The organism is Mesorhizobium sp. M8A.F.Ca.ET.218.01.1.1 (assembly GCF_004791165.1).
Lineage (GTDB): Bacteria > Pseudomonadota > Alphaproteobacteria > Rhizobiales > Rhizobiaceae > Mesorhizobium.
The window spans coordinates 165,300-178,211 of the sequence record NZ_SRUZ01000005.1; the positions used below are offsets into that span (position 1 = coordinate 165,300).

A 12,912-nucleotide genomic window follows, 5' to 3' on the forward strand; every position below is an offset into this window, starting at 1 on the left:
CAGCGGCAACACCGCCGTCAGGATCGGTTGAGGCCTACAGCTTGCAGTAAGGCGTCACCGGCGCGATGGTGCCGAAATCCTTGGCGATCTCGTAGCCGATGCCGTCCGCCGCCGCCTTGCCGACATAGGAATGGCAAAGCGTGTGGTTGTTCGAGGCATCGACGCGGATCTTGCCTTGCGGTGCGTCGAACTCGATCGTCGGCAGCGCCTTCAGCACATCGTCGTCCTTCAGCGAGCCCGCTTTCTCGGCGGCCAGAGCGTAGAGATGCAGGCCGTTGTAGCCGGCTTCGCCGATGCCGTTGACCATCTTCTCCTGGCCGAACTTTTCGCGGAAGCTCGCGATGAACTTCTTGTTGACCGGATTGTCGAGCGCCATCCAGTAGGGCTGCGGCGCGTAGGTGCCGGCGGCGACACCGGGCGGCAGCGCGTCCTTGTTGAAGACCTCGTCGAGCGGCGCGATCAGCGGCTGCTTGATGTCGAAGCTGCGGTACTGCTTGAGCTGGGTGACGGCGTCGTTGCCGACCACCATCGACCAGACGACATCGGGCTTCAGAGACTTGATCTTCTGGAACGCCGGGCCGAAATCGGTGGTACCGAACGGATAGTAGTCGGCGCCGATGATCTTGCCGCCGGCCTTTTCGTAAGCCAAGGTGATCGCCTCGGTCATCTTCTGCGGCCAGGCATAGTCGGAGGCCATGATGTAAATCGTCTTGCCGAGGTTGTCGGCCACCCATGGCATCATCGGGTCGACCTGCTGCATCGGGATCGGGCCGGTGGCGACGAAGTAGCGGTTGCATTCGCCACCTTCGAAATTGGTCGGGTAGAAGAACAGCTTCTTGGCTTTCGCGGTCACCGACAGCGTGGCGCTGCGCTCGGGCGAGATGATCGTGCCCATGATCACGTCGACCTTGTCCTCGTTGAGAAGCTTGCGCGCCTTGTCGATCGACCCCTTCGTCGTGGTCTGGTTGTCTTCGATGAAGAGCTCGACCTGGCGGCCGCCGATGCCGTTGGCGGCGTTGAGCTCTGCGGCGGCGAGCTTGTAGCAATTGAGCAGCGTCTCGCCGAGGATCGCCTGCAGCCCGGTGATCGGGATCGACAGTCCGACCTTGACCGTATCGGCTGCGCGCAGGATCGACGGCGTGCCGACCATGGCGAAGGCGGCTGCGGCGCCGCCGGATTTCAGGATAGTTCTTCTGCTTATCATTGTAGTGTTCCCTTCCAATCCCAGGCGCGCCCCATGCACGCCTTACAAAGCCAGGAGATCCTTCAGCAGGGTCTCGTCGGCGAATGCTTCGCGCGTGCCCTCGTGCACGATCCTGCCCTTCTCCATCACCAGGCAGCGGTCCGCCGCCTTGAGAACGAGATCGAGATTCTGCTCGACCAGAACGATCGCGATGCCGCGCTCGCGGGCGATGCGCGGCACAAGCTCGGCGATCGACTGCACGATGTTGGGCTGAATGCCTTCCGAGGGCTCGTCGAGCAGCAGCACCGACGGCAGGCCGCACAGCGCCCGCCCGATCGCCAGCATCTGCTGCTGACCGCCCGAGAGCGTGCCGGCGATTTGCGCCTCGCGTTCGCGCAGGATCGGAAAGTAGCCGAAAATGTCGGCCGGAATGCCGCCGTCGCCGCGGTCCCTGGCGGCGCGGGTGCCGACCTCCAGGTTCTGCCGCACGGTGAGCTGGTTGAAGATGCCACGCCCCTGCGGCACATGCGCGATGCCCGCCCGCGCCCGGCGGAAGGCCGGCGCGTTGGTCAGATCCTGGTCGCCGAGAACCACCGCGCCGCCGCTCGCCTTCAAGGCGCCGGCGATGACGCGCAGCAGCGTCGTCTTGCCGGCGCCGTTGCGGCCAAGCAGGCCGACGACTTCGCCCGGTGCCACGCTCATATCGATGCCGTTCAGCACCGGAAGCAGGCCGTAGCCGGCGGAGACGGCAAGTGTCCGCAGCATCGTCAGCGCCTCCCCAGATAGACGTCGCGGACCATCTCGTCGGCCTCGATGTCGTGGAAGGGACCGCTGCGCAGCCGGCGCCCCTGATGCAGCACCAGCGTCTCGCAGTTCAGCGCCCGCACGAAGCGGATGTCGTGCTCGACGGCGACGATAGAAAACTCACCCTTCAGGCGCAGCAGCATTTCGGCTGTGGCAAGCGTCTCCTGCGGCGTCATGCCGGCGGTCGGCTCGTCGAGCAGCAGCAGCCGTGGCTCGATCGCCAGCGCCATGCCGATTTCCAGCCATTGCTTCTGGCCATGCGCGAGTTCGCCGGCCAATGTCGCCGCCCGATTGGTCAGCGCGATCAGCTCCATCAACTCGCTGATCGGGCGAGCCGGCGAGGGGGCGCCCCACCGTGCGACCTTGAGATTGTCCTCAACCGAGAGGCTGGGGAAAACCGACGGAATCTGGAACTTGCGGGCGATGCCGAGCCGGGCGATGCGGTGCAGCGGCAGGCCGGCAATGTCGTGGCCGAGGAAACGGACGCTGCCGCTGGTTGGGCGAAGTGTGCCGGTCAGCACGTTGAGGAATGTGCTCTTGCCGGCGCCGTTCGGCCCGATGATGCAGCACAGCTCCTTGTCGCGCACCATCAGGTTCAATCCTTCCAGCGCTTGCAGGCCGCCAAAGCGGATGCCGACATTTTCGGCCTGGAGCAGGACGTCGCTCATCGCGCGTGCCTCCGGCCTTTGAACAGGCTCTTCAGCCGCGCGTAGATCGACAGGATGCCGTCCGGCAGCACAAAGACGATGATGACGAAGACGCAGCCGAGCAGCAGCGGCCACAGGCTCGGATTGAAGCTGCTGATGGTCTGCTGCGCGCGCTGGATGGCGATGGCGCCCAGGACCGGGCCAAGCAGCGTGCCGCGCCCGCCGACTGCCACCCAGACGATGACTTCCGTCGACAGAAGCAGCCCGGAGAGATCTGGCGCCACAAGCCCCGCCATGCAGACATAGAGCGCGCCGGCAAGACCGGCGATCGCCGCGGACAGGACGAAAGTGACAAGCAGCCGCAAGGGTGCATTGTGACCAAGTGCTGCCGCCCGGACCTCATTGTCCTGGATTGCGGTCAGCACGGTGCCCCAGCGGCCACGGCTGATCGACCACAGCACCAGCACGGCCACAGCGGCGATGGCCGCGACGAAGATATAGCTCGGCAGGTCCTGGCTGAGATCGACATGCATCCCGCCAAGATCGAATGCGATCGGCGGGATGCCGATCAGGCCGCTGTCGCCGCCGGTGACTGAGCTCCAGGAGATCGCGGCCTGCTGACAGATGACACCCATGGCGAGCGTGACGATGGTGAAATAGCTGCCGCGGATGCCGCCGAAGAACAGGAAGTAGCCGATGATGGCCGCGACGAAGGCCGCACCCGTGACCGCGCCTATGATGCCGAGCACGCTGCCGACAGGAATGGCGTCGTTGAGCGTGACCAGCGCCATGATGTAGCCGCCAATGCCGAAGAAGGCGGCGTGGCCGAAGCACAATATGCCGGTACGGCCCCAGAAGAAGTCGAGGCTGGCGGCGAACAGGCCGAAGATCAGCGCATCGCGGATCACTGTCAGCTGGTAGCCGTCGGCAAAGAAGGGATAGATGACGGCGAGTGCGGCGCAGACGGCAAAGACCAGCAGCCAGTTGCGGTCCCGGGCGATCATCGCGACGCTCCGTTGAACAGGCCGTTTGGCCGCAGCCGCACGGCAACGATGGCCGCGAGCAGCACGATCGCCTGCGCCAGAGATGGCGAGATCTGGTAGTTGAGGATGCTGGTCAGCCCGCCGACGAAGACGCTGCCGGCGACGAGGCCGCCGATCGAGCCGACACCGCCGACGATGACGACGAAGAAGGCGTTGGCGAGATAGTTCACCCCCATCTGCGGCAGTACGATCGCCAGCGGCGCGACCAACCCGCCGGCCAGGCCCGCGATTGCCGCGCCGAAGGTGAAGGCGATGGCGTAGGTGCGGCGCGTGTTGATGCCGACCCCCTCGGCCATTTCCCGGTTCTGGATGACGGTGCGGATGTCGAGCCCGAAGGACGTCCGGCTGATCAGCAGGACCACGCCGAGCAAAGTCAGCATGGCGATGCCGATCAGGATCAGCCGGTAGGCCGGATAGACGGTGAAGAACAGGTCGAACGTACCCTCGATCGGCGGCGTCACCGGCTTGGCGCCAAGCCCGAAGGTCAGCTCCAGCCCTTGCTGCAGGATCAGGCTGACACCCCAGGTGGCAAGCACGGTCGAGACCGGCCGCGAATAGAGATGGCGGATGATGGCGAACTCCAGGATGCAGCCGACCACCGCGCCGGCTATCGGGGCAGCAAGCAGCCCCAGCCAGAAGGAGCCGCCGATGCTCTGGACGAAATAGACCGCGAAGGCACCGACAGTGACGAACTCGCCATGCGCCAGATTGGTCACGTTCATCAGGCCGAAGCTGATCGCCAGCCCGAGCCCGACCAGCATCAGGATGCTGATCAGCGTCAGCGCGTTGAGCAGCGTGGTGACGACAAAGTCCATCGCGTCAGGCTGCGCTGGCGAGGCGTTGGCGCAGGCCCGCGAGCAGGCCCTCGGCGGCGTCGATCACCTGAGCCTGGTGTGGTTGCAACTCCTGGCCGGCCCATTCGTCAATATGGTCCGACAGGGGATCGACCACTTCGGTGCGATGGTTGGCCAAGGTTTCGATGACGGCGTGGCCACAGAACGGCACGTAGCCTTCGGAGTAGCCGCCTTCATGCGTCATCATCAGGCGCCCGTTCGAGACCTCGGCGGCCAGGGCCACCATGCGCGCGGCAAGGCGCCGGAAACATTCGCTGTTGAGCATCATGCGGCCGAGCGGGTCGAAGCCCGACGCATCGAAGCCGGAGGCGACGATGACAAGGTCCGGTTTATAGGCGCGCAGCGCAGGGGCGACGACGCGGTCGAAGCTCGCTTCATAGGCGCCGGTGCCGCTGCCGGCCGGCAGCGGGATGTTGATGTTGTAGCCTTCGCCTTCGCCCTTGCCGTTGTCGGCCAGCGCGCCGCGCCCGGTCGGATAGAGGTTGTCCTGGTGCAGGGAAATCGTCAGCACAGACGGGTCGGAATAAAACACTGTCTCGGTGCCGTTACCATGATGCACGTCCCAGTCGACCACCGCGGCGCGGCCGAGCAGGCCTTCATGCTGCAGCCGGCGCACCGACACGCCGATGTTGGAGAACAGGCAGTTGCCCATGGCCTGATCGGGTTCGGCATGGTGCCCTGGGGGACGCGCCAGCGCATAGGAATTGTCGACGCGGCCGGTCAGCACCGCGCGCATCGCCGCATAGGTGGTACCGGCGGACAGCAGGGCAATATCGAAGCTGTTGAGGCCGATCGGCGCTTGCGGCCCGGCGAAACCGGAACCGCGCTCGCTGAGCATGCGGATATCGTCGATATGGCGCTGGGTGTGCACGCGCAGCAGGTCCTCGACCGTCACTGGCTCGGCGATGATCGGCACCAGATGGCGCGACAGGCCACTCACCTGGATAAGGTTGTTCAGCCGGCGCTTCGAGCCAGGCGATTCCAGATGCCGGCCAGGCTCCACGAAACGGCCGGGCGGTATCATGTCGGCGCTGGAGCCGGTATCATGCCACATCAGCTGTTCGTGAAAGACGTAGCCTGTCGCCATCCGCGGCATCCTCCGAAAACCAGATGACGCTAGCAGGCTAACAATCGCCTGGCCCGACCCTAAAGAGGGGGCCATGTCTGCAATCTATGCCCCTCCTTTCGGAGGGGTGCGGACGTTTGTGGCGGCCTGCGCGGCGCGCACGGCCTGGACGCGGTTGGATACCGAGAGCTTGCCGAAAATGTTCTTCAAATGCCACTTCACCGTCGTTTCGCTCACCGACAGCGCAACGGCGATATCGCGGTTGGACATGCCTTCCGACAAGCAGTGCAGCAGCTCGGACTCGCGCTGGGTGAGCTGTTCCTTCTCGGCAACCGGGATGGCCGGCTTGCGCGTCGCCACCGGCGGTGTCTGCGCGGCATCGATGATGCGCGTTGCATAGGCCGACAATGCCGGGTCGGTCTTTGCCTGTGCCGCGCGCAGCCGCATCAATGCCTCGACGACGGGCCTGCCCTCATCGACGAAGGAGCGGATGAAGCCGGAGGGCTGGGCAAGGCGCAGTGCTTCGAGCAGATGCCGGTCGGCCTCGCGCTGGTCATGGCCGGCGCTCTTGGCGCGCAGGATCTGCGCCAGTATGTGCCGGCGCATGCGCCCGCTGCCTTTCGTTCGCTCCAGCAGCGCGTCGAAAATCGCCGCCGCCCCTGCGTAGGATTTCTCCGCCGTCAGCAGCCGGCCTTCGGCGAAGAACTCAAATTCGTTGGCGACCGTTGGGACAGTCTCGGCGCTTTCGCCGCGATGCTGGCTCAGCAATGCGCGTGCCTCGGCGACGCGGTTCTGGTCGATCAGCAGCCGGATGCGATCATGCACCAGCACCGAAGCGAGGCGGCGGTAGACGGAGCCGCGCACGCGTTGGTAGACGCGCTCCAGCATGTCCAGGGCCGCGTCGCCCCGGCCGGTCAGCTGCAGCACGCGGGCATAGGTCGGCACGCTGGCCAGGGGATAGACAATGACCGCGGCACCCTCGATCAGCGGCCCGAGATTCTCGACCAGCGCCAGTGCTTCGCCGGACGCGTTGGTCTCGTAGGCGAGTTCGGCAAGCAGCGTTCCGGCGAGCGCCTCGGCATAGGAGTTCGCGCCGATCCGCGTCCGCGCCTCGATGATCGCGTTGCGCAGCAGCCGTTCGGCGGCCGGCAGGCGGCCGGCCGAGCGCTCGATGACGGCCATGTAGCAATTGGCGATGGTGACGCCGAGCAGGCTGCCGCTTCGCTCATGCGCCTTGCGTGCAGCGTCCACCGCCGCGCGTGCCCCTTCGAGGTCGCCCAGCGCATAGAGATTATAGCCGATGACGTTCGCGGTCGCGCCTTCCATGAACCAGGCATCGGGCGCGATGATGCGCAGCGCGGCCAGCGCGGTGTCGCGTGCGTCCTCGAACTGTTCCAGCGTGCTGTGGACCGCAGCGGCAAGGACCTCGAGTTCGGCCTCGATCGTGGTGCCGGTCAGCGTTCCCGGATCCTTGTGGTCGGTCGGTCCGGTTTCGACCAGCTTGCGTGCATTGGCGAGCGTCTGCTGGGCAATCTCGGGCTGGCTTGAGTGCACCGCCAGCCACAGCACGACAAGCTGCAGCCGGATGCGCTGGTCGATCAGTTTCCTCGGCAGCAGCGCCAGCAACTGGCGCACGTAGAGAAGCTGGCACTGGGCGATCAGTTCGAGTGCGCTGTTTTCGACGAACACCGCCGCGCGGGCCTGGTCGCCGGCGGCGAGCGCATGACCGATGGCCTCGGTCAGCATCTTGCGTTCGCCGAACCATTCCGAAGCCGCCAGATGCAGCGGGGCGATCATCTCCGACTCGCGCCGTTCCATCTCGCGGCTGAGAAAGTCATGGAACAAATGATGATAGCGGAACCAGCGGCGCTCTTCGTCGAGCGGCACCAGGAACAGGTTGCGGGTCTCGATCTCGGTGATAGCAGCCTCGGCGTCCGCCGCGCGTATCACCGCCCGGCAGGCCTCGGCGCTGAAACGCTCGAAGATCGAGGAGTAGAGCAGGAACTTCGCCAGCGCCGGCGGCAGTTCCAGGAACACTTCCCCCATCAGGAAGTCGGCGACATTGCGGTTGGCACCGGTGAAATTGCCGATGACGGTTTCGGGCGCATGGGCAGCGCTGAGCGACAGCGAGGCGAGCTGCAGGCCTGCGGCCCAGCCTTCGGTGCGCGAGCACAAGGTCTCCACCGTGCCGCTGCCGATGGAGAGGCCAAGCTTGTCGTTGAAGAAGGCCTCGGCTTCGGACGAGGCGAAACGCAGATCGTCCGGGCCGATTTCAAAGACATCGCCGAGCACCCTGAGCTTGCCGAGCTGCAGGTCGGGCAGGTTGCGCGAACCGATGACGAAGGCGACGTTGGCGGGGGCCTGCCGTGTCAGGCGCTCCATGAACCGCTTCACCGCAGGTGCTTCGACAGCGTGATAATCGTCGAAGAACAGGGTGATGTCGGCATGGCGTGCCGCAAGACCCGCCACAAGGGCCGCCAACACCACGTCAAGCTGCGGGATCGGGCTCGACTGGAAGGCGAGGTCGAGCTCGGCCGGGTTCTGCACGAGATGGCGCAGCGCTCCAACCAGATGCGACAGGAAGGCGCCTTCGTCATTGTCCGTCGCTTCGCAGGACAGCCATGCCGTCAGCCGGCCGTGGCGCGAGACCTCGGCTGCCCATTGCGCCATCGTCGTCGACTTGCCGAAGCCGGCGGGTGCGGCGAACAGCACGATGCGCGTGTCGACATGCCGCTCCAACCTCGACAGGATGCGCTCGCGCCGTACCCACCTTCGGTGGTGGGGCGATGCCTGGCCCGCGGGTTGCGAAGACGGTCTCATCTGGCGCCGGGCACCCATTCCGTTTCGATCAGCGGAATTTGCGGCGCGCAATCGCGCGGCAGGGTTCCCTTGATCCGCGGATCGTCGGTGATCTCGAAGCCGGCCGCGAAGGGTTCAAACCCGCAAGCCCGGTAGAAGCCAATGACGCTGTGATGATCGATGCTGCTGGTGTGCAGCCAGATACGCTCCGGCTTTAGGCGCCATGCCTGATCGAGCGCGCCCGCCATCAGTCGCTTGCCAAGGCCTCGGCCGGTCAAGGAAGGGAAGAGACCGAAATAGGTGATCTCGATCTCGTTCACGTCGGCGACAGTGAATTCGGCCATGCCGACATGGCTGCCGCTTTCATCGTGGCCGTAATAGAGATGCTGGCGCGGGTCGGCGAAATGCGCCGCGATGTCGGCGTCCGACATTTCGGCGGCGCGATCCCAGAGCCAGGGAGCGCCGATCTCGAGAAAGACCGAACGGTAGAAGGCGGGCTCGGGGTTGGTGACGCGGGTCATCGCCAGCGGATGCGCGAGACCCTGCACCGGCGCGCGCGCTTCCATCCATGTCACGGCATTGACGATCTTGCCGGCCGGGATACGCCGGTAGCCGGACGCGAGATCGGTGATTTCATCCGGCAATGTGCCTTCGGTGACTTGCATCTGTCCTCGATCTTCCGTCGCGCAGCCTACCGGCATGTCAAGAAGCTGATGCCAATTCTGCGGCCGCCTGCCAAGAGGCTGCAGGGGTGGGCCATAATTTTGGCCGGCCTGTCTTCTTGCCTTTTCCAGAGATGGCATATGAGATATGATACACCATTCACAGGAAAGCGGAATATCATGCCTGAGCGAATTGCGGATGAGGCCATTTTGCGGGCGGTCGACGATGGTTTCGACCGTCAGCTCGCCTTTATGGCCGATCTCGTGCGCTTTCCCTCCCAACGCGGCGAGGAGCATGCCGCGCAATCCTTCATGGCGGCGGCTTATGAAGCCGATGGCTATGCGGTCGATATGTGGCGTGTCGATGTCGACGCGATCCGCGACCTGCCCGGATTTTCTCCCGTTGCGGTTTCCTATGACGACGCATTCAACGTCGTCGCCACTCACACGCCGAAAAACGCCACCGGCCGCTCGCTGATCCTCAACGGGCATATCGATGTCGTGCCGACGGGACCGCTCGATCGCTGGGTCCGCGACCCCTACGATCCGGTGATCGAGGATGGCTGGATGCATGGCCGTGGCGCCGGCGACATGAAGGCCGGCCTGTCGGCCTGCCTCTATGCGCTGGCCGCCTTGCGTGGCCTCGGCTACCAGCCGGCCGCGAAAGTGTTTCTGCAGTCGGTGGTCGAGGAGGAGTGCACCGGCAATGGCGCGCTCGCTTGCCTGCAGCGTGGCTACCGCGCCGACGCGGCCTTCATTCCCGAACCGCTGGAGCCAAGGCTGATGCGGGCGCAGGTCGGCCCGATCTGGTTCAGGGTCGAAGTCGATGGCGACCCGCAGCACGCGTCGGGCGCCTTCTCGGCCGGCGCCAATGCCATCGAAAAGGCCTTCCTCATCATCCAGGCGCTGAAGCAGCTCGAAATCGTCTGGAATGCGAGGAAGGTCGACGACAGGCATTTCTGCGATCACCCGCACCCGATCCGCTTCAATCTCGGCAAGATCGAAGGCGGCGAGTGGACGTCGAGCGTTCCGGCGCGTTGCGTCTTCGAGATGCGTGTCGCGACCTATCCCGGCCAGAAGCTCGAGGACGCCAGGGCCGAGTTGGAAGCTTGCATCGCGAATGCGGCGCGCGCTGATCCGTTCCTCGCCAATCGTCCGCCAAGGATGACCTATAACGGCTTCATGGCCGAGGGTTACGTACTTGAGGGGGCCGACGAGATGGAAGCCGTGCTGCGGCGCAGCCACACCGCCGTGTGGGGTGAGCCGCTGACGGAACACGTCACCTCGGCCACCACCGATGCGCGCTTCTTCGGCCTTTATGCCGACACGCCCGCAATCGTCTACGGCCCGATCTGCCGCATGCCGCATGGCTATGACGAGGCCGTCGATCTCGACTCCGTGCGCAAGGTCACGCAGACCATTGCGCTCTTCATCGCCGACTGGTGCGGTCTTGAACCCATAAATGCCGAGGTCAGGCCATGAACGCGGCCGTATCGGATGCCTTCGGCGAGACGCTTGCGGAGGATGCGCCTGATGTCTCGATCGCCGAGGCGCTTGCCCTGTTGCGCCGGCACTATGGGCTCACCGGCAGCGCGCGCCCGCTGCCGGGCGAACGCGACCATAATTTTCACATCCAGACCGAGGGCGATGGCGAGTTTGTCCTGAAGGTCTCGCATCCGGCGGAAGAGGCCGGCTTCACCGATTTCCAGAACAAGGCGCTCGACCATATCCTGACGGTCGATCCTTCCTTGCCCGTTCCCTCGGTGCGCAAGAGCCTCGAAGGCGAAGCGCAGTTCATGGTCGGCGTCGGCGGATCGCCGCCGCGCATCGTCCGGCTGGTCAGCTATCTGCCCGGCCAATTGCTTTCGCGCTCGCCCACGTCAGCGGCGCAGGACCGCAATCTTGGCATCTTCCTCGCCCGGCTTGGCCGGGCACTGCGCGGCTTCTTCCATCCGGCCGCCGGCAGCGACCTTTTGTGGGACATTCGCAAGGTCGCCAAGACGCGGCCCATGCTGGCGCACATCGCCGATGCCGGCCATCGCGCCATGGTCGAGCGCGTCATCGACGCCTTCGAGGAACATGCGGCGCCGGTGATCCCCGGCCTGCGCGCCCAGATCGCCCACAACGACATGAACTCCTACAATGTGGTGATGGATGCCGCGCGGCCGGAGGTGGTCAACGGCATCCTCGATTTCGGCGACATGATCCATTCGCCGCTGATCTGCGACCTCGCCATCGGTGCCGTCTACCGCTGGCCGGCTGAAGGTCACCCTCTGGCGCCCGCGGCCCGCTTCGTCGCCGGCTATCAGTCGGTGCAGCCGCTCGAAATCGAAGAGCTTGGCATCCTCTTCCACCTCATTCGTGCGCGGCTTGCGCTCATCGCCAACATTGCCAGCTGGCAGGCCGAACGGTTTCCGGCCAAGCGCGACTATGTGCTTCGCCTCATCACCGAGGTCTGGACCTCGCTTGAACGGCTGGACGGTCTATCGTCCGCTGACGCCCGCCGCTATTTTCTCGACCATTCCAAGCCGGAGTAGATGCCCGTGTCCCAGTCCCCGCCCGCAAGTGCCTCCGCCGATACCGGAGTTTCCGCACAAGAGCACGCGCTGCTCGAACGCCGCGCCAGATTGCTCGGGCCAACCTATCGCGCCTTCTACCGCAACCCAATCCATCTGGTGCGTGGCAGCGGTGTCTGGCTCTACGATGCCCAGGGCCGAAAATACCTCGACGCCTATAACAACGTCGCCTCGGTCGGACACTGCCATCCGCGCGTCGTCGAGGCATTGTCGGGGCAGGCCGCCACGCTCAACACGCACACGCGCTACCTCAGCGAGATCATCCTCGATTACGCCGAAAAGCTGCTCGGCACGCTGCCGCCCCATCTCGGCCATGCCATGTTCACCTGCACCGGCAGCGAGGCCAACGATCTCGCCATCCGCATCGCCCAGCACTCCAGCGGCAACACCGGTGTGATCATCACCGACTTCGCCTATCACGGCGCCACCATCGCCACCGCGCAGCTGTCGCCGGCGGCGGTCGGGGCCAAGGGCGTGCCCGCGCAACACCGGACCGTGGCGGCGCCGGACACCTTCCGTGACGGCGGCCGCGCCGCGCATGATTTCGCCAAAAATGTCGCCGCCGCCATCGAGGATATGCGCGCGCGAAACATCCGTCCGGCGGCGCTGCTTCTCGATTCCGCCTTTTCCAGCGACGGCATCTTCTTCCCTGATGCTGCAGTCATGCGCGAGGCGGCCGATCACGTCAGGAAGGCGGGCGGCATCGTCATTGCCGACGAGGTCCAGTCCGGTTTCGGCCGGCTTGGCCGGGGCATGTGGGGCTTCGCCAATTATGGCCTCGAACCTGACATCGTCACCATGGGCAAGCCGATCGGCGACGGACATCCGATGGGCGCGGTGATCGTGCGGCCGCAGCTTGTGAGCTCGTTCGGTTCGAACACCGGCTACTTCAATACCTTCGGCGGCAATCCGGTCGCGGCCGCTGTCGGCATCGCCGTGCTCGACGTGATCAAGGGCGAGGGGCTGATCGAGAACGCGCGCACGGTTGGCACCTATACCGGAGAATTGCTGGACGCCTTGAAAGGCCGCCACGGCATGGTCGCCGATGTCAGGCACAACGGTCTCTATTTCGGGGTCGAGTTGATGGCGGAGGATGAGGCCACTGCCGCCGCCAAGACCTCATCCGCCGTTGAAGCCATGCGCGAGGATGGCGTGCTGATCTCGTCCTGCGGTCCGCGCGGCAATGTCCTGAAGATCAGGCCGCCACTGCCCTTTGCCAGGGACAATGCCGAGCAGCTGGCCGAGACGCTCGATCGCGCGCTGTCGGCATGGTGAGCT

General features: G+C 65.1%; 11 protein-coding genes. 3 read left to right on the plus strand and 8 right to left on the minus strand.

What is annotated here, in order from left to right; all coding sequences use genetic code 11:
* Positions 1–34 precede the first annotated feature (34 nt).
* The 8 genes from EN861_RS19510 to EN861_RS19545 form a co-directional block, all read right to left on the minus strand.
* Positions 35–1,204, minus strand: a complete 1,170-nt coding sequence (locus tag EN861_RS19510; RefSeq protein WP_135865059.1) for an ABC transporter substrate-binding protein — start codon at positions 1,202–1,204, stop codon at positions 35–37.
* 42 nt (positions 1,205–1,246) lie between these two features.
* Positions 1,247–1,948: an ABC transporter ATP-binding protein gene (locus EN861_RS19515; RefSeq protein ID WP_135865061.1), complete on the minus strand. Its 702-nt coding sequence runs from the start codon at positions 1,946–1,948 to the stop codon at positions 1,247–1,249.
* 2 nt (positions 1,949–1,950) lie between these two features.
* Positions 1,951–2,655 (minus strand): ATP-binding cassette domain-containing protein, encoded by a 705-nt coding sequence (locus tag EN861_RS19520; RefSeq protein ID WP_135865063.1) that lies wholly within the window; start codon positions 2,653–2,655, stop codon positions 1,951–1,953.
* Entirely contained in the window at positions 2,652–3,638 is a 987-nt protein-coding gene (locus EN861_RS19525; protein ID WP_135865065.1) for a branched-chain amino acid ABC transporter permease, read from the minus strand. The genes EN861_RS19520 and EN861_RS19525 overlap by 4 nt, the downstream gene beginning before the upstream one ends.
* A complete protein-coding gene (gene urtB, locus EN861_RS19530) occupies positions 3,635–4,492 on the minus strand; it encodes an urea ABC transporter permease subunit UrtB (RefSeq protein ID WP_135865068.1) in 858 nt (285 codons plus the stop codon). Before urtB ends, EN861_RS19525 begins: the two co-directional genes overlap by 4 nt.
* A 4-nt stretch (positions 4,493–4,496) precedes the next feature.
* Positions 4,497–5,618: a class II histone deacetylase gene (locus EN861_RS19535; RefSeq protein ID WP_135865070.1), complete on the minus strand. Its 1,122-nt coding sequence runs from the start codon at positions 5,616–5,618 to the stop codon at positions 4,497–4,499.
* Between the two features lie 84 nt (positions 5,619–5,702).
* Positions 5,703–8,417, minus strand: a complete 2,715-nt coding sequence (locus EN861_RS19540; protein ID WP_135865072.1) for a LuxR C-terminal-related transcriptional regulator — start codon at positions 8,415–8,417, stop codon at positions 5,703–5,705.
* Positions 8,414–9,061 (minus strand): GNAT family N-acetyltransferase, encoded by a 648-nt coding sequence (locus EN861_RS19545; RefSeq protein ID WP_135865074.1) that lies wholly within the window; start codon positions 9,059–9,061, stop codon positions 8,414–8,416. The genes EN861_RS19540 and EN861_RS19545 overlap by 4 nt, the downstream gene beginning before the upstream one ends.
* Positions 9,062–9,238: 177 nt before the next feature.
* Here EN861_RS19545 and EN861_RS19550 point away from each other — a divergent pair, with 177 nt between their 5' ends.
* From EN861_RS19550 to EN861_RS19560, 3 genes are read left to right on the plus strand one after another with little or no spacing between them, the layout of a single operon-like run.
* Positions 9,239–10,540 carry an ArgE/DapE family deacylase gene (locus tag EN861_RS19550; RefSeq protein WP_167531353.1) on the plus strand — a complete coding sequence of 434 codons (1,302 nt, stop codon included), beginning with the start codon at positions 9,239–9,241 and terminating at the stop codon, positions 10,538–10,540.
* Entirely contained in the window at positions 10,537–11,595 is a 1,059-nt protein-coding gene (locus EN861_RS19555) for a phosphotransferase (RefSeq protein WP_135865076.1), read from the plus strand. Before EN861_RS19550 ends, EN861_RS19555 begins: the two co-directional genes overlap by 4 nt.
* Complete coding sequence (locus EN861_RS19560; RefSeq protein WP_189343679.1) at positions 11,596–12,909, plus strand: aspartate aminotransferase family protein; 1,314 nt, start codon at positions 11,596–11,598, stop codon at positions 12,907–12,909.
* The last annotated feature ends 3 nt before the right edge of the window (positions 12,910–12,912 follow it).